Origin of the sequence: Streptomyces sp. PA03-5A, assembly GCF_033792725.1 — a bacterium.
GTDB lineage: Bacteria > Actinomycetota > Actinomycetes > Streptomycetales > Streptomycetaceae > Actinacidiphila.
The window spans coordinates 106,811-132,143 of the sequence record NZ_JARAVL010000028.1 but is presented as its reverse complement, the minus strand read 5'-3'; the positions used below and the strand labels follow the sequence as shown (position 1 = coordinate 132,143).

Genomic DNA, 25,333 nt, shown 5'->3' with positions numbered 1-25,333 from the left:
CGGCGGTGCCACGGCCGGACCGCCGAACGGGGAGCGCGGGGGCCCCGGCGGCGGGGGCGTGGACGAGCCGCCCGGGTAGCCGTAGGCGCCGGGCCCGGGAGCCGGTGGGGGCGGCGTGCCGGCGCCCGCGCCGGGGTAGCCGTAACCGCCCTGCACCTGGGGCCGCGGCAGCGGCGTCCCGGCCTCCGCCACACCGGGCAGCCGCTCGGTGCTGGCGTCGGCGCTCGTCATCGGCGGCGGGGTGTGGGCGTCGTCCGAGTCGCTGATCGGGGGCGCGTAGACGGTCGCCGGCGGCGGCACGGACGCCCCCGCGCCCTGGCTGTCGTTGGCGTCCCGCCACGCGGCGGGCGGCGGGGTGGGCGCGCCGCCGTACGGGGTCGGCATCGGCGGGGTCGGGGTCGGGACGTACGGCTGGGTGGGCGTGGCGGGACCGGGCGTGCTGACCGGGGCCGGGGCGCGCGGCGGTGTGGGGACGGTGTCGGCCCGACCGCCGTCCGGAACGTCACGGCGGTCGGGGATGCCGAGCCGGTCGGCGGCGTCCTGCAGCCACTGCGGCGGGCTCAGCAGGAAGGACGTCGCCTCCAGGTCGATCCGCCGGGGCCGCTCCGGCACGGCGTCCGCGACCGCGCCGGCCGCGGCGCCGTAGATCTCCTCCCAGCGGCGGATGATCTCGCCCACGGGCAGCGCGGGCCAGAGCGTGGCGTCGCCGCTGTCCCGGGCGATGACGATGCGGGTCTCCCCGTCGTCCGAGGTCGGACCGCCGTCCCTCGGCTCGGACCAGACCACGAAGCCCCGGTCGAACTCCCGCACCTGCACCTCACGTGCGAGGTAGGCCGGGACGTCGGCGTTGATCCACCGCTCGGCGCGTTCCTGCGCCTCCGCGAACGTGACCATGTCCTGCCTCACCCCTCCACCGGGACGGCGCGGGCGAAGCCGCCGTCCACCATCAGGTTCGCCACCGTCTCCAGCTCCGGCGGGTCGCCGGCGAGCGCGGCGAGGAAGGCGTCGAGGTCCTCGCCGCAGGGCAGCAGCAGCCCGGTGACCCGCTCCTCGGTGGAACCGAAGGCGCCGTCGGCGTCCCGCACGTCGTCGTACGGGCACAGCCACATGGAACCCAGGTCGGCGCCGCGCGCCTTCACGGCGAGCACACCGCCCTGGACGTAGGAGATCGCCAGGTAGTCCTTGGTGAGGTGGTCCCGCAGGCACTTGTTGACGTAGCCGAGGTCGTTGGCCGCCGCCTCGTCCCGCACGGTGAAGAAGGGCTGGTCGACCAGGAGTCCCAGCATGGGCAGCAGGGCCACACCGCGCGGTGCGCTGCCGCCCGCCGCCTTGAGGAAGGTGCGGTACGCGCCGGGCAGCCGGTAGCCGAGCTCCTCCTCGACGTCCCGGACCTGCTGCTCGGTGACGGCGACCCCGTCCTTGCGCACGCCGAAGTGGACCGGCCGGGTCTCCTGGAGCGGCCGGGTGCCGCGCTTGTCGTGGTCGGCGGAGGCGGTGGTGGCCAGGCCCCCGTGGTGCCGCAGCAACGACTTGACCTCGGCGGGGATCAGCTCCAGACGGCGGCTGCCGGCGACGTGGTGCCAGCTCCACCCGTGCGGCGTGGCGACGGGGGACAGGCTGCCCCACAACTCGTGACCGGCGGCGTGCTGCGCGGCGTTGGCCGACACGTAGTCGGTCAGCCGGAGTTCGTCGATGCCGAAGCCGTCCGGCGGTTCGGCGATCTCGGCCGCCGCGCGGGCGTACGGCGAGAAGTCGGGGAAGCCGCGCTCGTCCACGCGTACGCCCTGCGGGTGGCGGGCGCGCCGCACCGGGTCCGGGAAGTGCACGATCTGACCGGCGTAAGCCGCGTTCGGTGGCGCGGCCCGATACCCGGGCCGACCTGTCGTCATTGCCGATGCCCCCATGCTGGATCCGGTGTTGGGCACAGCCTATGGGGTGTGGCAAGAGGCGCTTGAGCTGGTTCCGGTCACGGCTGGACGGCGGCCGCGGCGAGTTTCCCGTGCTGGGCGCGCGCGACGGCCAGGGGCGGTCCGGCGGGGTCACCGGACCGCTTGACCGTGACGTAGGTGGCCGTGCTGCCCCCGGTGCGCACGACGGTGACGGTGGCGGTGCCTCGCGTGGCGTCGGCGGTGTCGGTCATCACGTAGGCGACCGCCTCGTCGCCCACCGCGGGGGCCCGCGCGGGACGGACGGCGAAGTGCCGGGCGCCTCCCTCCCCGTCCGTCGTCCCGAAGGAACGGCACTGCCTCAGGGCGGCGGTGATCCCGGCGACGACCTCGCCCGCCTCGCCGGGCCGGTGGGCGGCGAGCAGCAGCAGGTCCAGCCCGCCGTCACCGCCGAGCGCCCCGCGCGTGGTGACGGCGGCCGTCACCTGGGCCGTACGCGGCCGGACGGGGCGGCTGCTCACGGGGTCGGACAGGGGACGGCACCCGGGCCGGTCCGCGGTCAGCGACTCCTCGGGGACGGGCACGCCCGCGCCGCCCGTCACCACGTAGCCGGGCACATCGGCGGAGGTGATCAGCGCCGCCTTCAACCGGGCCGCGGTGAGCGTGCGTTGTGCCCCTCCCGTGGAGGCCGTGGTCGAATCCCGGCCGTTCTCCGTGGGCTTGGCCCCTCTCCCGTCCGACCCGGCGCTACTATCCGTACAACCAATGGCCAACGCAAGGAGCGCCACTGCGGCAGCACACCGGACGACGATACGCATCTCCCCACAGTGCCGTGACATCCGGCACAAAGTAAACCTCTCACCTCACAACCGACTTCCGTAACGCCTTGTCCGTTTGGCAGTCTTACGCACATAGGGGGACGTCCTCGGCGCGAGGACGGATCGGAGGGCCGTACGAAGATGCTGACGAGAGACGCCGCGGATCCGCGGCTCAACTGGGGAGCCGACGAAGCGCCCGCGCCACCGGCGCTGCGCCACCGGCGCGACGGGATCCTGCCGGCGGTCGCCGCCGCGCTGTCCGTCAAGGACGAGGTCCTCACCTGCACCGGCGCCAAGGCGGACCAGCCGCCCCCGCTCCACCCGCTCGTCCAGGACGTCCTCGACGCCCTCCCCGTCGCCCAGCGTGAGCGCTTCACCGGGCGATGTCCCGAGCCGGTGCTGCTGTCCCGCCACCTCACCACCGTCGACGGCGCCCGCAGCAAGCGCGCCGCGCGCAAGCCGCTCACGAACGGCGAGGCCCGCAAGGCCCTCAAGGGCGCCAAGCTCACCGCCCGCCGCATACGCGAGGACGGCGACCCCGCCCATGGCACCTACGCCCCGCCCTGCCGCTCCTGCGAGGCGCTGCTCGCGCACTTCGGCGTCCGCGCCTTCGACCCGGGAGCCGACGCCGAATGAACTCGACCCGCTTCCCCGTCGGCGTCGACGTGGCCCTGCGCGCCGCCGGCTGGCAGCCCGGCCGCTGGGACATCCGGCAGGCCGAGGTCTGGGCCGACACGCTCCGCGCCTACGTCTCCCCCGGCGGCCACCGCCACAGCGTCTTCCCCGCCGCCGTAGAGGCCTGGGCCGAGTTCGGCGGCCTCACCGTGCCGGCCGTCACCTCCCCCGGCCGCCACGTCGCACCCAGCACGGTCCGCGTCGACCCGCTCCACGGGCTGCACCTCGCGCGCACCCTCGGCGACCTCGGCAGCGCGCTCGACACGGAGGTCGCACCGCTCGGGGAGGAGTCCGCGGGCCACGGGCAGCTCGCGATCGACGCCGAGGGGCGCGTCTACTGCCTCGACCACACCGGCGACTACTACCTGGGCCCGACCATCGACGCGGCCCTCGGCGCCCTCACGACGGGCTCCCGCCCCCACCGCCTCACGACCTGACCGCGCCGCCGGGTCGTTGCGTTTGCGGTGCCCCTTGCGGCCGGTTGTTGTGTGCGGGTGCGTTGCGCCTGCGGCGGGCGGTTTCCCCGCCGCCGCCCCTCCCCCAGCCTTCGGCCGGGGGGACCCCCATCCGGCGCGGTCAGTGACCGCCTCGCGCGGTCGTTGTGGGGTCGGTGCCGCGCCGGCGCACTCCCCCAGCCTTCGGCCGGGGGGACCCCCATGGCCGCACGCCGCCCCACCCCCTCCCGTGTGTTGGGGCGCATGACGGCCGGTGGGGGGTGAGTAAGGCACCTGCGGCAACCCCGGACCGCTTTCTGAACCCCCACCGGCCGTTGGCCGCCCGGCGATACGGAGGGGGCGGGTCGTTGGGGGCACCCCCGGCCGAAGGCTGGGGGAGGGTGGGCGTTCTGGACGCTGACGTGTAGGTGTTGTGCGGCATCCGGGGTCCGACCTGGACCGCCCGCCGCAGGCGCAACGAACCCGCACCCAACAACGGGCCGCGAGGGGCACCCCGGGCCGTACCGCTACGCGGGAAGCATCGCGGAGACGCGGAACCCGCCCTCGTGGGTCGTGCCGGCGGCGAACCCCCCGCCGAGCGCCGTGACGCGCTCCTTCATGCCGACCAGCCCGTTGCCCCCGCTGGGCAGCACCAGCGCGGGCGCCCCGTCGGAGGGCCCGTTCTGCACCAGGACCGCGACCTCCGCCTCGCGGTAGGCGAGGCGGATGCGGGCCCACGCGCCGGGCGCGTGCTTGTGGACGTTGGTGAGCGCCTCCTGCACGACGCGGTAGACCGTGGCCTCGACCCGCGCCGCCAGCGGACGCTCCTCCCCCTCCACCGTGAGCTCGACGTCCATCCCGGTGGCCCGCGACTCGTCGAGCAGCCGCCTGAGCTCGGCCAGGCACGGCCCCTGCTCGTCCTCCGTCTCGGCGTCCCCGGCCGCGGCCGGGGGCGGGGACGGGGCGGGCGCAATCGTTTCCGCAGCGGCCACGACACGGACCGCCGCACCCGCCGACGCCGCCCGCGCCGCCATCACCGGCTCCGCCCGCAGGACGCCCAGCATCTCGCGCAGCTCGTTGAGCGCCTGCCGCCCCATGTCCCCGAGGAGCTGCGCGCTGGCCGAGGCCTTCTCGGGGTCCTTGACGGCGATCGCCTGCAGCGCGGCCGCGTGCACGACCATGAGGCTCACCCGGTGTGCGACGACGTCGTGCATCTCGCGCGCGATGCGGGTGCGCTCCTCCATGCGGGCACGCTCCGCGGAGCTCGTGGCCGTCTCGGCCAGCAGGGACAGCTCCCGCTCCAGGCCGTCCGCCCGTTCCCGCAGGCTCTCCACGAGCCGGCGCCGGGCGCCGACGTACAGGCCCAGCAGCACCGGCGGCGCGGTGACGCCGACCGCCGCGAGCACGGAGGTGAGGACGACCACGGCCAGCGGCGCGTGGTACGCCGCGCCGCCGAGGTCACCGTGCATCTCCAGGAAGGTGACGATCAGCATGCCGAGCATGGTCATCCCCGACAGCACCGCGATGATCCGCCGCGGTACGTCGGAGGCGGCCAGGGTGTAGAGGCCCACGATGCTCAGCAGGATGCCCATCTGGGCCGGCGTGACGGCGATGGAGACCAGGACGACCAGGACCGGCCAGCGCCTGCGGAGCACCAGCACCGAGCCGACCAGCAGGCCGAACAGACCCGTGACGACCGGCGAGACCCCGGACTTCTCGGCGAAGGCCGCGCCTTCCAGGAGGCATTCCACGGCCGAGACGAAGGCCAGGGACACGTCGAGCACCATGCTGCGCCGCCTGGGCCACCACCACGGCCCGGCGACCGCCCGGCTTCGTCCGCCGGCCCCGTCCGGTACGTACTCCCCCGTCGTACTCATACGGACCAGCCTAGACGCGACGGTGTCCGCCTGGCGGTCAGCCCCGGTCCGTGGGGCGGCCCCGACCTATCCTTGTGCCGTCGGACAGCGCGGTCCGGACAATGCCGCCGACCATTCCACTGCACGAGGAGCCGCACCTGTGAGCAGCGCCGACAACACCACCGGCAGCGCCCCCCTCCGCGCGGACATCCGCCGCCTGGGAGACCTCCTCGGCGGGACGCTCGTCCGGCAGGAGGGCCCGGAGCTCCTCGATCTCGTCGAGAGGGTGCGGGCGCTGACCCGCAGCGACGGCGAGGCCGCCGCCGCCCTGCTCGGCGAGACCGATCTGGAGACCGCGGCCAAGCTGGTACGGGCGTTCTCCACCTACTTCCACCTCGCCAACGTCACCGAGCAGGTGCACCGGGGCCGTGAGCTGCGTTCCCGCAGGGCGGCCGATGGCGGCCTGCTGGCCCGTACGGCCGACCTGCTCAAGGACGCCGACCCGGAGCACCTGCGGCAGACCGTGCGCAACCTCAACGTGCGTCCGGTCTTCACCGCCCACCCGACCGAGGCGGCCCGCCGCAGCGTGCTGAACAAGCTGCGGGTGATCGCCGCGCTGCTGGACGAGTCCGTCGAGGGGGGCGGGGACCGCCGCCGCAGCGACCTGCGTCTGGCGGAGAACATCGACCTGCTCTGGCAGACCGACGAACTGCGTGTCGTGCGCCCCGAGCCCGCCGACGAGGCGCGCAACGCCATCTACTACCTGGACGAGCTGCACGCGGGCGCGGTCGGCGACGTGCTGGAGGACCTGGCGGTCGAGCTGGAGCGGGTCGGTGTGCCGCTGCCCGCGGAGACCCGCCCGCTGACCTTCGGCACCTGGATCGGCGGCGACCGGGACGGCAACCCCAACGTCACCCCGCAGGTCACCTGGGACGTGCTGATCCTGCAGCACGAGCACGGCATCACGGACGCCCTGGAGCTCGTCGACGACCTGCGCGCGGCGCTGTCCAACTCGATCCGCAACTCGGGCGCCTCACCCGAGCTGCTGGCCGACCTGGAGCAGGACCTGCAGCGCCTCCCGGAGATCAGCCCCCGCTACAAGCGGCTGAACGCGGAGGAGCCCTACCGCCTCAAGGCCACCTGCATCCGGCAGAAGCTGCTCAACACCCGGGATCGGCTGGCCGGCGGCACGCCGCACGTGCCCGGCCGCGACTATCTCGGGACCGGCGGCCTCCTGGCCGACCTGCGTCTGGTGCAGGACTCGCTGCGCGCCAACCGCGGTGAGCTGATCGCGGACGGCCGTCTGGACCGCACCATCCGCACGCTGGCCGCCTTCGGTCTGCAGCTGGCCACGATGGACGTCCGCGAGCACGCCGACGCCCACCACCACGCCCTCGGCCAGCTCTTCGACCGGCTCGGCGAGGAGTCCTGGCGGTACGCGGACATGCCGCGGGACTACCGGCGCAGGCTGCTCGCCAAGGAGTTGCGCTCGCGGCGGCCCCTGGCGCCGTCCCCGGCGCCGCTGGATGCGGCGGGGGCGAAGACGCTGGGCGTCTTCGACACCGTGCGGGAGTCCTTCGAGCGGTTCGGGCCCGAGGTGGTCGAGTCGTACATCATCTCGATGTGCCTGGGCTCCGACGACGTCTTCGCGGCGGCGGTGCTGGCCCGCGAGGCCGGGCTGATCGACCTGCACGCGGGGATCGCCAAGATCGGCATCGTGCCGCTGCTGGAGACCACCGACGAGCTGAAGGTCGCCGACAGGCTGCTCGACGAGATGCTCTCCGACCCCTCGTACCGCAAGCTCGTCTCGCTCCGCGGCGACGTGCAGGAGGTCATGCTCGGCTACAGCGACAGCTCGAAGTTCGGCGGCATCACCACCTCGCAGTGGGAGATCCACCGGGCGCAGCGGAGCCTGCGTGACGTGGCGCACCGCCACGGGGTGCGGCTGCGGCTCTTCCACGGCCGCGGCGGCACCGTCGGCCGGGGCGGCGGCCCGACGCACGACGCGATCCTGGCGCAGCCGTGGGGCACGCTGGAGGGCGAGATCAAGGTGACCGAGCAGGGCGAGGTCATCTCCGACAAGTACCTGATCCCGTCCCTGGCGCGGGAGAACCTGGAGCTGACGGTCGCGGCCACGCTGCAGGCCTCGGCGCTGCACACCGCGCCCCGCCAGTCCGAGGAGGCGCTGTCCCGCTGGGACGCGGCCATGGACGTGGTCTCCGACGCCGCGCACTCCGCTTACCGGCGGCTGGTGGAGGACCCGGACCTGCCCGCGTACTTCTTCGCCTCCACCCCCGTGGACCAGCTGGCCGAGCTGCACCTGGGCTCGCGCCCCTCGCGCCGCCCGGACAGCGGGGCGGGCCTGGACGGGCTGCGGGCCATCCCGTGGGTGTTCGGCTGGACGCAGTCGCGGCAGATCGTGCCGGGCTGGTTCGGCGTCGGCTCGGGCCTGAGGGCCGCCCGCGAGGCGGGCCGGGAGGCGGACATCGCCGAGGCGTACGAGCAGTGGCACTTCTTCCGGAACTTCCTGTCCAACGTCGAGATGACGCTGGCCAAGACCGACCTGCGGATCGCCGAGCACTACGTCGGCACCCTGGTGCCCGACGGGCTCAAGCACGTCTTCGACGTCATCAAGGCCGAGCACGAGCTGACGGTCGCCGAGGTGCTGCGGATCACCGGTGAGGCGGAGCTGCTGGACGCGCAGCCGGTGCTCCAGCAGACCTTCCGGATCCGGGACGCCTACCTCGACCCGATCTCCTACCTCCAGGTGGCGCTGCTGCACCGGCAGCGCGAGGCCGCCGCCCGCGGCGAGGAGCCCGACCCGCTGCTCGCCCGCGCGCTGCTGCTGACGGTGAACGGCGTGGCGGCCGGCCTGCGCAACACCGGCTGACCACCTGCCGCAGGACACGACGAAGGGCGGTGCCCCCCGCGGGGGGGGCACCGCCCTTCGTCCTGTGCGTGCAGAGCGGGGCGCGGCATCAGTTCTTGCGGTGGCCGATCAGCCGCGGCCTGGGCTCGAGCCCGGACAGGCCGTTCCAGGACAGGTTCACCAGGTGCGCGGCGACCTCCGCCTTCTTGGGCTTCTGGGCGTCCAGCCACCACTGCCCGGTGAGCGCCACCATCCCGACCAGCGCCTGCGCGTAGAGCGGGGCGAGCTTGGCGTCGAAGCCGCGCTGCTTGAACTCCATGCCCAGGATGTCCTCCACCTGGGTGGCGATGTCGCTGATCAGTGAGGCGAAGGTGCCGGTGGACTGGGCGACGGGCGAGTCCCGCACGAGGATCCGGAAGCCGTCGGTGTACTGCTCGATGTAGTCCAGCAGCGCGAAGGCCGCCTGTTCCAGCAGTTCGCGCGGATGGCCACCGGTGAGGGCACCGGTGACCATGTCCAGCAGGCACCGCATCTCGCGGTCCACGACGACGGCGTAGAGGCCCTCCTTGCCGCCGAAGTGCTCGTACACGACGGGCTTGGAGACGCCCGCCTTGTGCGCGATCTCCTCGACGGAGGTGCCCTCGAAACCGCGTTCGGCGAAGAGCGTGCGCCCCACGTCGAGGAGTTGCTCGCGGCGCTCCTTGCCCGTCATGCGGACCCGTCGGGCACGCCGCGACGGCGTGCCCTCGCTGCCCCTGCTGCTGCTTCTGCCGTCGCTCACCCGTCAATCATGCCGCTTCGCTGACGCTCTCCTTACGGCGGGCGGCGATCCGGTCAGCGGTCGGCCACCGTACGTCACTGGCCCACCCGAGCAGTTCGAACCAGCGGATGATGCGGGCGCTGGAGTCGACCTGGCCGCGGAGCACGCCGTGCCGGGCGGAGGTGGGGTCGGCGTGGTGGAGGTTGTGCCAGGACTCGCCGCAGGACAGCACGGCCAGCCACCAGACGTTGCCGGACTTGTCGCGGGAGCGGAAGGGCCGCTTGCCGACCGCGTGGCAGATCGAGTTGATCGACCAGGTGACGTGGTGCAGCAGGGCCACACGGACCAGGGAGCCCCAGAAGAAGGCGGTGGCGGCGCCGGTCCACGACATCGTCGCCAGGCCGCCGATCAGCGGCGGGAGCAGCAGCGAGACGGAGGTCCAGAGCCAGAAGTCACGGCTGATCCGGCGGATCGCCGGGTCCTTGATCAGATCGGGGGCGTACTTGTGCTGGGGGGTCTGCTCCTCGTCGAACAACCAGCCCATGTGGGCCCACCACAGGCCCTTCATCAGCGCGGGGACGGTCTCGCCGTAGCGCCAGGGGCTGTGCGGGTCGCCGTCGGCGTCGGAGAACTTGTGGTGCTTGCGGTGGTCGGCGACCCACCGCACGATCGGTCCCTCGACGGCCATCGACCCGGCGATGGCCAGGGCGATCTTCAGCGGGCGGTTGGCCTTGAAGGAGCCGTGGGTGAAGTGGCGGTGGAAGCCGATGGTGATGCCGTGACAGCCGAGGTAGTACATCCCCACCATCAGGCCGAGGTCGAGCCAGCTCAGGCCCCATCCCCACGCGAGCGGGATCGCCGCGACGAGGGCGAGGAAGGGGATGCCGATGAAGAGTCCGAGGGTGATCTGCTCGAGTGACTGCTTCTTGTCACCACCGAGCGTGGCGCGGGGAAGCGGGGCCCCGGAGCCGGCCCCGGGTTCCGGGGACTCGGTGATCACGTCGGTCTGTGTGGTCATGGTGGTCCCTCAATGAAGGTCGGGGGCTACGCCACCGTAACTTACGGCTTCGTAAGTATGGCAGGGCTAAGTGAAGGCCGAACAGAGCACGCGTGTCGGCGGGAATACGGCTCTTGGCACTTGTACCCACCTTTCACGAGGGGAAGTACCGATCTTTCTCGTCGCATTGGAGGCCGCCGGTGCGGCATAGTGGTGGAGGCCAGACGGGCACCCTGACCGGATGTCCTGTTCGGCCGGGGTTTCCTTCCGCTGTGGTGTAACGGCAGCACTGAGGGTTTTGGTCCCTTAAGTCCGGGTTCGAATCCTGGCAGCGGAGCACTGACCGAAGGGTCGCGGCAACCGTCGCGACCCTTCCGCGTTCCCCGCCCGAAACGCCCCGGTATCCTTCGGGTGACCTTCACCCCACGCCGAGGAGTCCGTTCCGTGAGCGCCCACCGCCCGGCCGCCGTCATCGTCCTTGCCGCGGGTGAGGGCACCCGTATGAAGTCGGCGACCCCCAAAGTCCTGCACACGATCAGCGGCCGCTCCCTGGTCGGACACGTCGTGGCCGCGGCCCGCGCCCTGGAGCCCGAGCACCTGCTGGTCGTGGTCGGTCACGCCCGCGGGCAGGTGACCGCCCACCTGGCCGGGACCGACGCCGAGATCCGCACCGCCGTGCAGTACGAGCAGAACGGCACCGGCCACGCGGTCCGGGCGGGCCTGGCGGAACTCCCGGAGCTGACCGGCACGGTGGTCATCACCGCCGGCGACACCCCGCTGCTCACCCCGGACACCCTGCGCGCGCTGGTCGAGGCCCACGCCGCCGACGGCAACGCCGTCACCGTGCTGACCGCCGAGGTCCCCGACCCGACCGGCTACGGCCGCATCGTGCGCGACGCCGACGGCTCGGTGCTGGCGATCGTCGAGCAGAAGGACGCCACCGACGAGCAGCGGGCCATCCCCGAGATCAACTCCGGGGTGTTCGCCTTCGACGCGCAGTTGCTGACCGACGCGCTGGCCAAGGTGACCACCGACAACGCCCAGGGCGAGGAGTACCTCACCGACACCCTCGGCATCCTGCGCGAGGCCGGCCACCGCGTCGGCGCCTCGGTCGCCGGGGACCACCGCGAGATCGCCGGCATCAACAACCGCGTGCAGCTCGCCGAGGCCCGCCGCATCCTCAACGACCGCCTGCTGCACCGGGCGATGCTGGAGGGCGCGACGATCATGGACCCGGCGTCGACCTGGCTGGACGTCACCGTGGAGTTCGAGCCCGACACCCTGGTGCTGCCGAACACCCAGCTGTACGGCGCGACCCGGCTCGCCTCGGGCGCCGTGGTCGGCCCCAACTGCACGCTGACCGACACCCTGGTCGGCCCCGGCGCCACGGTGAGCAACACCGTGGCCGTCAGCGCGGAGATCGGCGAGGCCGCCTCGGTCGGCCCGTTCGCCTACCTGCGCCCGGGCGCCAAGCTCGGCCCCAAGGCGAAGGCCGGCACCTACGTCGAGATGAAGAACGCCACCCTCGGCGAGGGCACCAAGGTGCCGCACCTGTCCTACGTCGGCGACGCGACGATCGGCGATCACACGAACATCGGCGCCGCCAGCGTCTTCGTCAACTACGACGGGCAGGCCAAGCACCACACCACGATCGGCTCCCACTGCCGCACCGGCTCCGACAACATGTTCGTGGCCCCCGTCACAGTCGGGGACGGCGCCTACACCGCCGCGGGCTCCGTGATCACCAAGGACGTGCCGGCCGGTTCGCTCGCCGTCGCGCGCGGCCAGCAGCGCAACATCGAGGGCTGGGTGGCCAGGAAGCGGCCCGGCAGCGCGGCGGCCCACGCCGCCGAACAGGCCCAGCAGGCCGCGCCGGAGGCCTGACCGGCGGGGGAGCGCGTGCGGGGTGGCCTTCCCCACGTGCGCGGTCGCGCCACGCAGCGCGTACCGTGTGAGGTGCACACAATTCCGCCAGCTCCCTCACCGAGGGCGAAGCTGCGTTGAACACCAAGGAGACGGTGCAGTGACCGGGATCAAGACGACCGGTGAGAAGAAGCTGATGCTCTTCTCCGGCCGCGCACACCCCGAGCTCGCGGAGGAGGTGGCACGTGAGCTGGGCGTCAACCTTGTGCCGACGAAGGCCTTCGACTTCGCGAACGGTGAGATCTACGTCCGCTTCGAGGAGTCGGCCCGCGGCTCGGACGCTTTCGTCATCCAGAGCCACACCGCTCCCATCAACAAGTGGATCATGGAGCAGCTGATCATGATCGACGCGCTGAAGCGGGCCTCCGCCAAGCGCATCACCGTGGTCGTGCCGTTCTACGGTTACGCCCGCCAGGACAAGAAGCACCGCGGCCGCGAGCCGATCTCGGCCCGCCTCGTGGCCGACCTGATGAAGACCGCGGGCGCCGACCGGATCCTCACGGTCGACCTGCACACCGACCAGATCCAGGGCTTCTTCGACGGCCCGGTCGACCACCTGTTCGCGCTGCCCATACTGGCGGACTACGTGGGCGCCAAGGTCGACCGCTCGAAGCTGACCGTCGTCTCCCCCGACGCCGGCCGGGTGCGCGTGGCCGACCGCTGGTGCGACCGCCTGGGCGCGCCGCTGGCCATCGTCCACAAGCGGCGCGACCCGGACGTCGCCAACCAGGTCACCGTGCACGAGGTGGTCGGTGACGTGCGCGGCCGCATCTGCGTCCTGGTGGACGACATGATCGACACCGGCGGCACCATCTGCGCCGCGGCGGACGCCCTGTTCGCCAACGGCGCGGAGGACGTCATCGTCACCGCCACCCACGGTGTCCTGTCCGGCCCGGCCGCGGACCGGCTGAAGAACTCCAAGGTGAGCGAGTTCGTCTTCACCGACACCCTGCCGACGCCGGGTGAACTGGACCTGGACAAGATCACGGTGCTGTCCATCGCGCCGACGATCGCCAACGCGGTCCGCGAGGTCTTCGAGGACGGCTCCGTGACGAGCCTCTTCGAGGACGCGCACTGATCACCGTCTGATCGATTTCCGGGGCGGCCTCCCCGCCGGGTAGACTCAGCGAGTTGCTCGGCGAGGGAGGCCGTTCCCGTTTCGGCGGCGGACTCCGTTATCGACGCGCTCCTCGTAAGTGGAACGGCCCGTCGTGGGCTGGGCGACCGACCGAAGTCCCGTCGTCATCACGAGGAGTGTGATCCCCATGTCCGAGGTGAAGATCTCCGCGCAGCTGCGCACCGAGTTCGGCAAGGGCGCCGCCCGCCGCATCCGCCGCTCGCACCAGGTCCCCGGTGTCATCTACGGCCACGGCCAGGACCCCAAGCACGTCGCCCTGCCCGGCCACGACCTGCTGCTCGCCCTGCGCACCCCGAACGTCCTGATCAGCCTGGACATCGAGGGTGACGGCAACGAGCTGGTCATCCCCAAGGCCGTGCAGCGCGACCCGCTGAAGGGCTTCCTGGAGCACGTCGACCTGCTCGCGGTCAAGCGCGGCGAGAAGGTCACCGTCGAGATCGTGGTCAACACCGAGGGCGAGCTCGCCCCCGGCGGCAACCTGCTGGAGCACGTGCTCAACGCGCTGCCGGTCGAGGCCGAGGCGACCCACATCCCCGACGGCGTCACCGTCTCCGTCGAGGGCCTGGAGGCCGGTACCTCCATCCTCGCCAAGGACATCCCGCTCCCCAAGGGCACCACCCTGGCCGTCGACGAGGACACCGTCGTCCTGCAGGTCGTCGCCGCCCAGGCCGAGGCTCCCGCCGAGGGCGAGGGTGAGGGCGCCGAGGGCGAGGGCGCCGAGGCCGCTGCCGAGTAAGTACGGCAGCACCCGCAGTTCCCCGTCCGCCGCCCCGCTCCGCAAGGAGCGGGGCGGCGGTCCTGTTGAATGGACGACATGAGCATGAGCGCAGCGGAAAGCGCCCCCGAGGGGCCCTGGCTGGTGGCCGGTCTGGGCAACCCCGGACCGGAGTACGCCGGCAACCGGCACAACATCGGCTTCATGGTCGCCGACCTGCTCGCCGACCGGATCGGCGGGCGCTTCAAGACCCACAAGAGCCGGTCCCAGGTCGTCGAGGGGCGCATCGGCGGCCGCCGCGTCGTGCTGGCCAAGCCGATGACGTACATGAACCTCTCCGGAGGCCCGGTGACGGCGCTGCGCGACTTCTACAAGGTGCCGCTCGGCAACCTCGTCGCGGTCCACGACGAGTTGGACATCGACTACGCCACCCTGCGCCTGAAGAAGGGCGGCGGCGACAACGGCCACAACGGCCTGAAGTCGATCACCAAGTCCCTCGGCCCCGACTACCTGCGGGTCCGCTGCGGCATCGGCCGCCCGCCGGGGCGGATGCAGGTCGCGGACTTCGTCCTGAAGGACTTCTCCTCCACCGAGCGCAAGGAGCTCGAGTGGTTCGTGGACCGGGCGGCCGACGCGGTCGAGTCGCTCGTCTGCGAGGGGCTGGAGAGGGCGCAGGGCACCTACAACGGTTGACCATCGAAAGGTTGACCGAGTGCCATGCAATGGCCAAGGATCGCCCGCATGGTCAAACGGAGTCTCGCCCGCCGCACCGCCGAGAGCGCCTGGGGGCTGCTGCTGGTCGGCCGCATCGTGGTGCTGAGCGCGCTGGTCCTGGTCATGCTGGCGGCCGGGGTGTGGACCTCGTGGAAGACCGCCCAGCACGTCATGCTCACCAAGGGCCGCGAGCAGGGCACGATGACGGTCTCCACCTGCGGCGCCGACACCTGCACCGGCCCCTTCGTGCCGGAGGGTCTCGGCTCCCTCCGCGGGAAGGTGACGATCGACAAGGCGGTCACCCACCGCACCGGCGAGCGGATACCGGTCGCGGTCAAGCCCGGCACGGACGACGTGGTGCGCACCGGGCTCGCCGGTGTGCTGCACGCCTGGGTCCCGCTGGGCGGCGCCCTGCTCCTCGCCTCCCTGGTCCTGGCCGGGGGGCTGCGCTGGCCCCGCACCGCCTGGACCGCCGCCCTGGCCGGCGCCGCACTCCTGGGGGCGGCCTTCCTCACGCTGTGACGGCTGTACCGGTTGTGCCGCCCGGCGGCGCCGGGCCCCCGCGGGGTGACCGGCGCCGCCGGGGCGTCACACGGCGTCGACGGGCTCCAGGAACTCCAGACGGTTGCCGAACGGGTCGTCGGTGTAGAAACGGCGATGGCCCGGCAGGTCACCGTCCCAGACGACCGCGGCGCCGCGGGACTCCAGCCGGTCCGCGTAGGCCCCGATGCCGCTCACGCGTAAGCCCGGATGGGCCTTCCGGGCGGGGCGGAAGTCCTCCTCCACGCCGATGTGCAACTGGACCGGGCCCGCGGCGAACCAGCAGCCGCCCCGGGCGGCGAGCACCGGCGGCTTGGGGACCTCGCTCATCCCCAGGACCCCCGCGTAGAAGGCGCGCAGGATCTCCTCGGAGCCGGGCGGGGCGGCGAGCTGGACGTGGTCGAGAGCGGTGATCATCGGGATCACCCCGCTTTCCGTGCGACGGCGAAGATCCGCCGGAAGGGGAAGACGGTGCCGTGCGGCCCCGCCGGGTAGGCCTTGCGCAGCAGGTCGCGGTACTGGCCGAGGAACTCCCCGGTGGCCTCCGGGTCGTCCTCGAGGGCGGTCAGCACCGGGCGCAGCGCCGTTCCCTTCGTCCATTCGAGCACCGCGTCCTCGCCCTGCAGGAGCTGTACGTACGTGGTCTCCCAGACGTCGACGTCCACCTCGACGTCGGGGATCTCGATGAGGCGCTCCAGGTAGCCGGGGGGCTGGAGGATGTGGACGTAGCGGCGGCCGTGGCCCTCGCCGAGGCGGTCGCGCCAGGCCGGGGAGTCGCAGAGGTCGCCGAGCAGCGCGTGACTGGGCGAGGTGAAGTTGCCGGGGACCTGGAAGGCGAGGACGCCGCCGGGAGCGAGGTGCTCGACCCAGAGGGGGAAGCGCTCGGCGTGGCCCTCGACCCACTGGAGGGCGGCGTTGGAGACGATCAGGTCGTAGGTGCCGTCGGGGACCCAGTGTCCGGCGTCGGCGGGGCGGAAGGTGAGGCTGCCGCCCCCGGCGGTGGGGCCTTCGTAGGCCCGGGCGGCCTCCAGCATCTCGGCCGAGCTGTCGAGGCCGGTGATCCGGGCATCGGGCCAGCGCTGCGCGAGCAGGGCGGTCACGTTGCCGGGACCGCAGCCGACGTCCGCGATCCGCGGGCTCGCGCCGGGCAGCTCCGGTATCCGGGCCAGCAGGTCGTGGAAGGGGCGGGTGCGGTGGGTGGAGTGGTGGAGGTACTGCTGGGGATCCCAGGCTGCTGCGGGCATGTTGCGAACTCCCTGGCGAGAGATGGATCTCTTCCTGCCGCCGACCTTGCCCACAAGGTTCCAGAGCTAATCTCTTGATGTCAAGAGACTTCATGTCGACACAACCCTTACACTGATCTCCATGGAGGACGAGGTCGATCGGCTGGTCGCTGCGTGGCGCAGGGAGCGCCCTGACCTCGACGTCGAACCACTCGAGGTGCTCAGCCGGGTCAGCAGGCTGGCGAGGCATCTGGACCGGGCCCGTCGGCTGGCGTTCTCCGAGCACGGTCTGGAGCCCTGGGAGTTCGACGTGCTGACCTCCCTGCGCCGCGCGGGCGCGCCCTACCAGCTCTCCCCCGGACAGCTGCTGACCCAGACGCTGGTCACCTCGGGGACGATGACCAACCGGATCGACCGGCTCACCAAGAAGGGGCTCGTGGAGCGGCTGCCCGACCCCTCGGACCGGCGCGGCGTCCTCGTACGGCTCACCCCGGAGGGCCGGGACCGGGCGGACCAGGCCCTGGCGGGCCTGCTGGCCCAGGAGCGGGCCATCCTCGGCGAGCTCTCCGGCCGCCAGCGGGGGGAACTCGCGAACCTGCTCCGACAGTTGACCGCACCCTTCGACAACGTCCCCGGTTGACGGCGATTACCCGGCGTAACCGCCAGGGAATGATCACAAACGGCCACGCTCCGCCACCGGTTGCGCACACAAAGTGGCGCACTTAGCGTGATGACCGTGAACGCCGCATAAAGGCTCAAATGGCCACTTTTGCGGCTGCCGGCGCACCACATTCCGACAACGTCAAGTGGAAGGCGGTCGGGGCGCGTCCGGCTTCCATTTCCCTGGACCCCGCCGGGTCCCGCTCCACCTTGGAGATGCAGATGACTCTGCACACCCGCGCAAGCAAGATAGCCGCAACCGCGGTGACCGGCGCCTTGGCCGGCACCCTCGCCATCGGCACCATGGGCACCGCCTTCGCCACCGACGGCCGGCCTGCCGCCGGGGTGCCTGCCGCTCCTGGACCGGACGGCCAAAGTGAACTCGTTTCCCCCTCGGAGCGTCTCCGGGACCTGTCCCGTGAAGTGGCGGTGAAGTCCGCACGCTCCCCCAACGCAGCCCTGTTCCAGGGCCGCGTCGTCGCCCGTACGGGTCTGCGGGTCCGCAGCGGACCGGGCGTCCAATTCGCCAGCGTCGGCGTCATCCCCTTCAACGCCCTGGTGGCCATCGTCTGCAAGTCCGTGGGCAGCCCCATCGGCGGCAACCCCCGCTGGTACCAGCTCAGCGGCAACCTCTGGGCCTGGTCCTCGGCCCGCTTCGTCGCCAACGTCGGTCCCGTGCCCGGCTGGTGCAGCGGCACCGGTGGGGTAGGCGGCGTCGGCGGCGTCGGCGGCGTCGGCGGTGTCGGCGGCGTCGGCGGCGTCGGTGGCGTCGGTGGGGTCGGCGGGGTCGGCGGAGTCGGTGGCATCGGTGTCCCCGGCTTCGTCGGTGGTATCGGCGGCATCGGCATCTGCCGCAACAACGGGCACGGCGGCCGCGAGCACGGCCGCGGCGACGAGCGCTTCAACGGCGTGGACGACCCGTTCCGCGAGGACACCCGCGCCGAGGAACCCCTGGACAGCGTCGCCCTCGCCAAGCGCAGCGACGGCCCCGGCGGTCGCGGTGGTCCCGGCTTTGTCGGTGGCGTCGGCGGTGTCGGTGGTGTCGGTGGCGTCGGCGGAGTCGGCGGCGTCGGCGGTGTCGCCGGTCCCGGCTTCGTCGGCGGTCCCGGTGGCGTCGGCGGGGTCGGCGGCGTCGGTGGCGTCGGCGGAGTCGGCGGAGTCGGCGGTCCGGGCTTCGTCGGTGGCGTCGGCGGAGTCGGCGGTCCGGGCTTCGTCGGCGGTCCCGGTGGCGTCGGCGGGGTCGGCGGCGTCGGTGGCATCGGCGGAGTCGGCGGTCCGGGCTTCGTCGGCGGCATCGGCGGCATCGGTGGCGTCGGCGGTATCGCCGGTCCCGGCTTCGTCGGCGGTCCCGGCTTCAACGGTGGCTTCAACTGCCGTGACAACGGCCGGGGCGGCAACCGCGGCGACAACGGCCGGGGCGGCAACCGCGGCGACAACGGTCGCGGCGGCAACGGCGGCAACGGCGGCAACGGCGGGGACAACGGTCGCGGCGGCAACGGCCGGGGCGACAACCGCGGCGACAACAACCGCGACCCCTTCGACGACGCGGGTGACAACCACCGCGGCGACAACAACGGCCGCGACCCGTTCGACGGCCTCAATGACCGCGGTCAGGAGAACGGTCACCGCGACCGTGCCAACGACCGTGACACCAGCCGCTCGGCGCCGACCACCGGCGTCAGCGGTGACCGCCCGGCGCCGGCCACCGGCGTCGGCGGTGAATGACCGCGGGTATCCGCGGTGACCCGGCGGGTCGCTCTCCCCGGTCACGGGGAGGGCGATCCGCCGCGCTCCATGCCGTCAGACGTGCTGCACCGGGGCCGCGGAACCCACCCGGCCGCCCTCTCCGTCGGCCGGTGGCACCCCGGCCCGCCGGGCCAGCGCCACGGCGGCCAGCGTCGAATGCACACCCAGCTTGCCCAGCACGTTCTGCATGTGGGTGCGGACGGTGTGCGGCGACAGGTACAGCCGCTCGGCGACCGCCTTGCGGCCCAGGCCGGCCACCATGCAGCGCAGCACCTCCTGCTCGCGCGGGGTGAGCGACTCCACCAGCCGCTCGCTCTCCGTCCGGTGCCGGCGCGCGGCGGTCAACTCCCGCAGCACGCCGGTGAGCAGGGCGGGCGGCAGATGCGTCTCGTCCCGCAGGACGCCGCGCATCACGGCCAGCAGCCGGGACAGCGAGCAGTCCTTGGCGACCCAGCCGCAGGCGCCGGCCTGCAGGGCGCGGGCGGCACGGCGCGCGTCGTCCCGCTCGGCGAGCACGACCGTCCGGGTGGCGGGGTGTTCGGACCGTACGCGTTCCACCAGGGCGATGCCGTCGAGCCCGGCCTGGGCGCCGCCGTCGGCCGCGCCGAGCGGGGCTGCCCTGGGCGCGCCCATCACCCGGGCCCCCACGGCGGACGTCGTCCCCAGGTCGGCGTCGACGAGGAGCACGTCGTAGCGGCGGCCGTCGGAGGCCGCGCGTTCCAGGCAGCGCTGGGCAGCCGCCCCGCTCCCGGCGGCCGAGACGTCGACATCGGGCTCGGCCGCGAGGGCGGCCGCAAGCGATTCGGCGAAGATGCGATGGTCGTCGACGACGAGAACGCGGATTCGTCCCACGGGCCCCACTCCCGGCATTCGGCACTTCCCCCCACGGACGAGGTCGATGTGCACGGAGGCCCGGCACCTGGAGCGGACGCCGCACGCCGCCGGGCTAGCAGCCGTCCCCAACCAGGTGCCGAACCCTTGTGTCTCGCCCCCTGATGCCGCCGGCCCCCACCGGCGCTGCCAAAAAGCGTAGGGGCAGGAGCAGACAAAGGCGCCCGAATGGAAAAACTTGCGGGACGGAGTTCCCCGGGACGTGCCGAACTGTGGCCCACGGTGCGGTTTTCCACAGCGGTGGACGGAGGAAGGCGTGCCGAGCCGCGGCAGCGCCGGTGGGGGCGCGGACCGTGGGCTCCCCGGCGTCGTCCACGCGGTGCCCGGCCACCCGCCGGGCGTGACGGACTTCCTGCCGTGCAGGCCTCCCACGGCAGGGAGCCGGCCCCGGGACCGGGGCCGGCTCCCTGTCTCCGCAACGGGTCAGACCAGCCGGCGGGCCCCCGCGGACGGCACCGCGGTGAAGATGCGCGGCTCGCGGTGGCCGGCCGTGGCGAAGGCACCGGCGATCGCCTCGGCGGTCTTCTCCGCGGCGGACTCCTCCACCAGCACGATCGCCGAACCGCCGAAGCCGCCGCCGGTCATGCGCGCGCCGAGGGCACCCGCCTCCACACCGGCCGACACCACCAGGTCGAGCTCCGGGCAGGAGACCTTGAAGTCGTCGCGCAGCGAGGCGTGGCCCTCGGTCAGCACCGGCCCGATGGCACGGGCGTCGCCCGTCTCCAGCAGTTCGACGACCCGCTCGACCCGGCGGTCCTCGGTGACCACGTGCCGTACCAGCGGCCGCAGTTCGGGGTCCTCGACGCGGGCGAGGGCCTCGTCGAGCCCCTCGTACGGGATGTCCCGCAGCGCGTCCACGCCGAGCAGCGCCGCCGCCTCCTCGCAGCCCGCCCGCCGCTTGCCGTACTCGCCCTCGCTGTGGGCGTGGGTGACCCGGGTGTCGACGACGAGCAGCCGCAGGCCCTGGGAGGCCAGGTCGAAGGGGATCTGGCGCTGCGACAGGTCGCGGGTGTCGAGCCACAGGGCGTGCCCCTCGGTGCAGCACGCCGAGGCGGTCTGGTCCATGATCCCGGTGGGGGCGCCCACGTAGACGTTCTCCGCGCGCTGGCAGAGCCGGGCGATCCGCCACCGCTCCAGGCCCAGGCCGTAGAGGTCGTTCAGGGCGACGGCGGTGACGACCTCGAGGGCTGCCGAGGAGGACAGGCCGGCGCCGGTGGGGACGGTGCTCTCGAAGTGGATATCGGCGCCGGTGATCTCGTGCCCGGCGTCGCGCAGCGCCCAGATGACGCCCGCGGGGTAGTCGGCCCAGCCGGCACCGCCGCCGGGTGCGAGTTCGTCGACGTGCAGTTCGACGACGCCGGCGGGGACGTCCGGCGAGCCGCTGTGCAGCCGCAGCCGGCCGTCGGCGCGGCGGGCGACCGCGGCGACGGTGGTGTGCGGCAGCGCGAACGGCATCACGAAGCCGTCGTTGTAGTCGGTGTGCTCGCCGATCAGGTTCACCCGGCCGGGGGCGGCCCAGACCCCTTCGGGGCCGGTGCCGTACGTGGCGCGGAAGCCGTCCTCGCTCACTTGGCGTCCTCCCGGTCCCGCAGGTCCTGGGCGAAGGTCCAGGCGTCGCGGACGATCTGGGCGAGGTCGGTGCGCGAGGGACGCCAGCCCAGGCGCTCCTTGGCCCGCTCGGCGGAGGCCACCAGGACGGCCGGGTCGCCGCCGCGGCGCGGGGCGACGACCTCGGGGACGGGGTGACCGGTGACCTGGCGGACGGTCTCGACGACCTCGCGTACGGAGAAGCCGTTGCCGTTGCCGAGGTTGCAGATCAGGTGCTCGCCGGAGGCGGGCGCGTCGACGGCGAGCAGATGCGCCTCGGCCAGGTCGGCGACGTGGATGTAGTCGCGGACGCAGGTGCCGTCGGGGGTGGGGTAGTCGTCGCCGTAGACCGAGATCGCCTCCCGGCGTCCCTGGGCGACCTGCAGCACGAGCGGGATGAGGTGCGACTCGGGGTCGTGGCGCTCGCCGAACGTCCCGTAGGCGCCCGCGACGTTGAAGTAGCGCAGGGAGACTGCCGCCAGGCCGTGGGCGACGGCCTCGCTGGTGATCATGTGGTCGACGGCGAGCTTGGACGCGCCGTACGGGCTGGTCGGCAGCGTCGGGTCGTCCTCGGTGATCGGGACGGACTTCGGCTCCCCGTAGGTGGCGGCGGTGGAGGAGAAGACCAGCCGCCGGACCCCGGCGTCACGCATTGCCGTGAGCAGGTCCAGCGTGCCCACCACGTTGTTGCGCCAGTACTTCTCGGGGTGGACGACGGACTCGCCGACCTGGGAGCTGGCGGCGAAGTGCAGCACGGCGTCGTAGGTGGCGTCGAGCACCTTCGCCGCGTCCTGGACCCGCCCCTCGACGAAGTCGGCGCCCTCGGGGACGCCGTCCCGGAAGCCGGTGGACAGGTCGTCCAGGACGGTGACCCGGTGGCCCGCCTCCAGCAGATGGGCCGCCACGACGCTGCCGACGTAACCAGCGCCTCCGGTGACCAGAACCTTCTTCGTGCTCGGGTCGCTCACAGGGTCACAGCCTTTCTCGGGTTCGACTCGGGGCCACGGTAGCGGCGCCGGATGAACACTCGCCGGTAGGGGGCGGGGTGACGATCACGGGTGCGCCGCTCACGGGGAGGCGACCTCCCTCAGGCGGCTCGCGGCGGTCTCCGGCGGCACGTCGTTGATGAAGACGCTCATGCCGGACTCGGAGCCCGCGAGGTACTTGAGCTTCCCCTCGGTGCGGCGGATCGTGAACAGCTCCAGGTGGAGCGCGAACTCCTCGCGCTGCGCGCTGCTGAACGGCGCCTGGTGCCAACCGGAGATGTACGGGGTGGGCGGCGCCCCCTCGGGACCGAACAGCCGGTCGAAGCGGCGCAGCAGTTCCAGGTAGAGCCCGGGGAACTCGGCGCGGGCCGCCTCGTCCAGGGCCGTGAGGTCCGGCACCCTGCGGCGGGGGTAGAGGTGCACCTCGTACGGCCAGTGCGCGGAGTACGGCACGAACGCCGTCCAGTGCTCGCCCTCCAGGACGACACGGCTGCCGTCCTCGCGCTCGCGCGCCACGAGGTCGTCGAAGAGGTTGCGGCCGCCGGTGGCCTCGCGGTGCCGCTCCAGCGAACGCAGCATCAGCTCGGTGCGCGGGGTGGCGTGCGGGTAGCCGTAGATCTGGCCGTGCGGGTGGCCGAGGGTGACGCCGATCTCCTCGCCGCGGTTCTCGAAGCAGTAGACCTGCTCGACGCCGGGCAGCCGGGAGAGTTCGGCCGTGCGGTCGGTCCAGGCGTCGAGGACCAGCCGCGCCTGCTCGGGGGTGAGGTCGGCGAAGGACCTGTCGTGCCGGTCGGTGAAGCAGACGACCTCGCAGCGGCCATGTTTTCCGCTGAGCGAGGGAAAGCGGTTCTCGAAGACGGCCACGTCGTAGTGGTCCTCGGGGATCTCGCTCAACCGGCCGTCCCGGGAAGGGCACAGCGGGCACTCGTCCGCGGGCGGGTGGTAGGTGCGGGCCTGACGGTGGGAGGCGATGGCGACGAAGTCACCGAGCAGCGGGTCGTGGCGGATCTCCGAGGCGCTGGTCACCGGGTCCAGCGGGCGGCGGTCGACGGCGTCGCGGGGCTCGTCGTCGCGCAGGTCGTAGTAGATCAGCTCGCGCCCGTCGGCGAGCCGGGTCGATGTCTTCTTCACCCTGCGGGCTCCTCACACCACGCCAGCAAACAGAACCAAACACAATGAACCACAACGCAACAGCAACGTCAACGGAGACCCCGTTGCGGGGAGTGATCACACCATGCAGAACCTGGCAGAAGGGCTACGGCTCCCCACGAACGCGCTCGACTACTCGATCCTCGCGATCTACTTCGTCGTCGTCCTCGGCATCGGCTTCGCCGCCCGCCGCGCCGTCCGGACCAGCCTCGACTTCTTCCTGTCCGGCCGGTCACTGCCCGCCTGGGTCACGGGTCTGGCGTTCATCGCCGCCAACCTGGGCGCCACCGAGATCCTGGGGATGGCCGCCAACGGCGCACAGTACGGGGCGTACACGGTGCACTGGTACTGGATCGGCGCCATTCCGGCCATGGTCTTCCTCGGCCTGGTGATGATGCCGTTCTACTACGGCTCCAAGGTCCGCTCCGTGCCGGAGTTCCTGCTGCACCGCTTCGGACCGGCCTCGCACCTGCTCAGCTCGATCATCTTCGCGGTGTCCGCGCTGCTGATCGCGGGCGTCAACCTCTACGCGATGGCGATCGTGCTGGAGGCGCTGATCGGCTGGCCGCAGTGGGTGGCGATCGTCGTCTCCGGCTTCTTCGTGCTCTTCTACATCACCCTCGGCGGCCTGTCCTCGGCCATCTACAACGAGGTGCTGCAGTTCTTCGTGATCCTCGCGGCGCTGATCCCGCTCACCGTCGTCGGCCTGAAGCGGGTCGGCGGCTGGTCCGGGCTGACGGACTCGCTCACCGACTCGCACGGCGCCGCGTTCCTCACCGCCTGGGACGGCACCGGCATCGGCTCGTCGAACCCGCTGGGGGCGAACTGGCTGACCATCGTGCTGGGCCTCGGTTTCGTCCTCAGCTTCGGCTACTGGACGACCAACTTCGCCGAGGTGCAGCGCGCCCTGTCCGCGAAGAACCTCTCGGCCGCCCAGCGCACCCCGCTCATCGCTGCGTACCCCAAGATCTTCATCCCGCTGATCGTGGTCCTGCCGGGACTGATCGCCCTCGTCATGGAGCCGGACATCGGCAAGCCGGGCAGCGGGCTCCAGTACAACGACGCGATCCCGGTGCTCATGCGCGACCTGCTGCCCAACGGCGTCCTCGGCATCGCGATCACCGGGCTGCTCGCCGCCTTCATGGCCGGCATGGCGGCCAACGTCTCGTCCTTCAACACCGTCTTCACGTACGACATCTGGGGCGCCTACGTACGGCGCGACCGGCCCGACCGGTACTACGTCACCACCGGCCGCGTGGTGACCGCGATCGGCGTGCTGATCGGCATGGGCACGGCCTTCATCGCCTCGTCCTTCAGCAACATCATGAACTACCTGCAGACGCTGTTCTCGTTCTTCAACGTGCCGCTGTTCTGCGTCTTCATCCTCGGCATGTTCTGGAAGCGCTCCACCGCCGCGGCCGGCTTCTGGGGGCTGCTGAGCGGCACGGTCGCCGCGATGATCAACTACTTCTGGTTCTACAAGGGCGGCCTGATCTCGATCCCCAGCGACCAGGGCGCCAACTTCGTCTCCGCCATCGCCGCCTTCGTCGTCGGCGGTGTCGTGATGGTCCTCGTCTCGTGGTTCACCCAGCCCAAGCCCGTCGAATCACTGGCCGGACTCGTCTACGGGACCACCTCCCCCGGCATGGCCGAGCCGCCCGCCCAGGGCGACGACGCCTGGTACCGCAGGCCCGCTCTGCTGGGCTGGGGCGCCGTCCTCCTGGCCGCGCTGTGCTACATCCCCTTCTCCCTGTGAGGTGACGCGT

23 protein-coding genes and 1 tRNA gene are annotated in these 25,333 nt (G+C 72.4%); 12 read left to right on the top strand and 12 right to left on the bottom strand.

What is annotated here, in order from left to right:
• From PV410_RS30680 to PV410_RS30670, 3 genes are all read right to left on the bottom strand, one after another.
• A partial coding sequence (locus PV410_RS30680) for an SUKH-4 family immunity protein (RefSeq protein WP_500329009.1) occupies window positions 1–894 on the bottom strand: 894 nt, incomplete at its 3' end.
• 8 nt (window positions 895–902) lie between these two features.
• Entirely contained in the window at window positions 903–1,889 is a 987-nt protein-coding gene (locus PV410_RS30675) for an HNH endonuclease (RefSeq protein WP_500329008.1), read from the bottom strand.
• A gap of 77 nt (window positions 1,890–1,966) precedes the next feature.
• Window positions 1,967–2,533 (bottom strand): hypothetical protein, encoded by a 567-nt coding sequence (locus tag PV410_RS30670; RefSeq protein WP_500329007.1) that lies wholly within the window; start codon window positions 2,531–2,533, stop codon window positions 1,967–1,969.
• Window positions 2,534–2,845: 312 nt separating this feature from the next.
• Here PV410_RS30670 and PV410_RS30665 point away from each other — a divergent pair, with 312 nt between their 5' ends.
• Complete coding sequence (locus tag PV410_RS30665) at window positions 2,846–3,340, top strand: YwqJ-related putative deaminase (RefSeq protein WP_500329006.1); 495 nt, start codon at window positions 2,846–2,848, stop codon at window positions 3,338–3,340.
• On the top strand, window positions 3,337–3,816 hold the full coding sequence (locus PV410_RS30660; protein ID WP_499512255.1) for an SUKH-3 domain-containing protein: 480 nt from the start codon (window positions 3,337–3,339) through the stop codon (window positions 3,814–3,816). The genes PV410_RS30665 and PV410_RS30660 overlap by 4 nt, the downstream gene beginning before the upstream one ends.
• Window positions 3,817–4,340: 524 nt before the next feature.
• Here PV410_RS30660 and PV410_RS30655 read toward each other — a convergent pair.
• Window positions 4,341–5,690 (bottom strand): sensor histidine kinase, encoded by a 1,350-nt coding sequence (locus tag PV410_RS30655; protein WP_500329005.1) that lies wholly within the window; start codon window positions 5,688–5,690, stop codon window positions 4,341–4,343.
• Between the two features lie 139 nt (window positions 5,691–5,829).
• Here PV410_RS30655 and ppc point away from each other — a divergent pair, with 139 nt between their 5' ends.
• Entirely contained in the window at window positions 5,830–8,559 is a 2,730-nt protein-coding gene (ppc, locus tag PV410_RS30650; RefSeq protein ID WP_500329004.1) for a phosphoenolpyruvate carboxylase, read from the top strand.
• Window positions 8,560–8,647: 88 nt separating this feature from the next.
• On the opposite strand, the gene PV410_RS30645 is transcribed toward ppc, so the two are convergent.
• Together PV410_RS30645 and PV410_RS30640 are read right to left on the bottom strand one after the other, a co-directional pair.
• Window positions 8,648–9,250, bottom strand: coding sequence for a TetR/AcrR family transcriptional regulator (locus tag PV410_RS30645; RefSeq protein ID WP_018559808.1), 603 nt, complete (start codon window positions 9,248–9,250; stop codon window positions 8,648–8,650).
• A 76-nt stretch (window positions 9,251–9,326) separates the two neighbouring features.
• Window positions 9,327–10,316 (bottom strand): acyl-CoA desaturase, encoded by a 990-nt coding sequence (locus tag PV410_RS30640; RefSeq protein WP_500329003.1) that lies wholly within the window; start codon window positions 10,314–10,316, stop codon window positions 9,327–9,329.
• 245 nt (window positions 10,317–10,561) lie between these two features.
• Here PV410_RS30640 and PV410_RS30635 point away from each other — a divergent pair.
• The 6 genes from PV410_RS30635 (at window position 10,562) to PV410_RS30610 (ending at window position 15,307) form a co-directional block, all read left to right on the top strand.
• A tRNA-Gln gene (locus PV410_RS30635) sits at window positions 10,562–10,632 on the top strand.
• 107 nt (window positions 10,633–10,739) lie between these two features.
• Window positions 10,740–12,179: a bifunctional UDP-N-acetylglucosamine diphosphorylase/glucosamine-1-phosphate N-acetyltransferase GlmU gene (glmU, locus tag PV410_RS30630; protein WP_500329002.1), complete on the top strand. Its 1,440-nt coding sequence runs from the start codon at window positions 10,740–10,742 to the stop codon at window positions 12,177–12,179.
• Window positions 12,180–12,318: 139 nt separating this feature from the next.
• On the top strand, window positions 12,319–13,296 hold the full coding sequence (locus tag PV410_RS30625; protein WP_329187428.1) for a ribose-phosphate diphosphokinase: 978 nt from the start codon (window positions 12,319–12,321) through the stop codon (window positions 13,294–13,296).
• 187 nt (window positions 13,297–13,483) lie between these two features.
• On the top strand, window positions 13,484–14,092 hold the full coding sequence (locus PV410_RS30620; protein ID WP_499512260.1) for a 50S ribosomal protein L25/general stress protein Ctc: 609 nt from the start codon (window positions 13,484–13,486) through the stop codon (window positions 14,090–14,092).
• 84 nt (window positions 14,093–14,176) lie between these two features.
• On the top strand, window positions 14,177–14,764 hold the full coding sequence (gene pth, locus PV410_RS30615; RefSeq protein ID WP_500329001.1) for an aminoacyl-tRNA hydrolase: 588 nt from the start codon (window positions 14,177–14,179) through the stop codon (window positions 14,762–14,764).
• A gap of 48 nt (window positions 14,765–14,812) precedes the next feature.
• Window positions 14,813–15,307, top strand: a complete 495-nt coding sequence (locus PV410_RS30610) for a hypothetical protein (RefSeq protein ID WP_499512262.1) — start codon at window positions 14,813–14,815, stop codon at window positions 15,305–15,307.
• Window positions 15,308–15,373: 66 nt separating this feature from the next.
• Here PV410_RS30610 and PV410_RS30605 read toward each other — a convergent pair whose 3' ends face one another.
• Complete coding sequence (locus tag PV410_RS30605; RefSeq protein ID WP_500329000.1) at window positions 15,374–15,742, bottom strand: VOC family protein; 369 nt, start codon at window positions 15,740–15,742, stop codon at window positions 15,374–15,376.
• Between the two features lie 5 nt (window positions 15,743–15,747).
• Window positions 15,748–16,569, bottom strand: coding sequence for a trans-aconitate 2-methyltransferase (locus tag PV410_RS30600; RefSeq protein ID WP_499512264.1), 822 nt, complete (start codon window positions 16,567–16,569; stop codon window positions 15,748–15,750).
• Between the two features lie 121 nt (window positions 16,570–16,690).
• Here PV410_RS30600 and PV410_RS30595 point away from each other — a divergent pair, with 121 nt between their 5' ends.
• Together PV410_RS30595 and PV410_RS30590 are read left to right on the top strand one after the other, a co-directional pair.
• Window positions 16,691–17,188 carry a MarR family winged helix-turn-helix transcriptional regulator gene (locus tag PV410_RS30595; RefSeq protein WP_326575414.1) on the top strand — a complete coding sequence of 166 codons (498 nt, stop codon included), beginning with the start codon at window positions 16,691–16,693 and terminating at the stop codon, window positions 17,186–17,188.
• A gap of 242 nt (window positions 17,189–17,430) precedes the next feature.
• Window positions 17,431–18,933: an SH3 domain-containing protein gene (locus tag PV410_RS30590; protein WP_500328999.1), complete on the top strand. Its 1,503-nt coding sequence runs from the start codon at window positions 17,431–17,433 to the stop codon at window positions 18,931–18,933.
• A 75-nt stretch (window positions 18,934–19,008) separates the two neighbouring features.
• On the opposite strand, the gene PV410_RS30585 is transcribed toward PV410_RS30590, so the two are convergent.
• The 4 genes from PV410_RS30585 to galT form a co-directional block, all read right to left on the bottom strand.
• Window positions 19,009–19,824: a LuxR C-terminal-related transcriptional regulator gene (locus tag PV410_RS30585; protein ID WP_500328998.1), complete on the bottom strand. Its 816-nt coding sequence runs from the start codon at window positions 19,822–19,824 to the stop codon at window positions 19,009–19,011.
• A gap of 444 nt (window positions 19,825–20,268) precedes the next feature.
• Window positions 20,269–21,414: a galactokinase gene (galK, locus tag PV410_RS30580; RefSeq protein WP_500328997.1), complete on the bottom strand. Its 1,146-nt coding sequence runs from the start codon at window positions 21,412–21,414 to the stop codon at window positions 20,269–20,271.
• Window positions 21,411–22,400: a UDP-glucose 4-epimerase GalE gene (gene galE, locus PV410_RS30575; protein WP_500328996.1), complete on the bottom strand. Its 990-nt coding sequence runs from the start codon at window positions 22,398–22,400 to the stop codon at window positions 21,411–21,413. Before galE ends, galK begins: the two co-directional genes overlap by 4 nt.
• A gap of 99 nt (window positions 22,401–22,499) precedes the next feature.
• The gene (galT, locus tag PV410_RS30570) at window positions 22,500–23,549 is read right to left on the bottom strand and encodes a galactose-1-phosphate uridylyltransferase (RefSeq protein ID WP_500328995.1); all 1,050 of its coding nucleotides are present in this window, start codon (window positions 23,547–23,549) and stop codon (window positions 22,500–22,502) included.
• Between the two features lie 103 nt (window positions 23,550–23,652).
• Here galT and PV410_RS30565 point away from each other — a divergent pair, with 103 nt between their 5' ends.
• On the top strand, window positions 23,653–25,323 hold the full coding sequence (locus PV410_RS30565) for a sodium:solute symporter family protein (RefSeq protein ID WP_500328994.1): 1,671 nt from the start codon (window positions 23,653–23,655) through the stop codon (window positions 25,321–25,323).
• Window positions 25,324–25,333 lie beyond the last annotated feature (10 nt).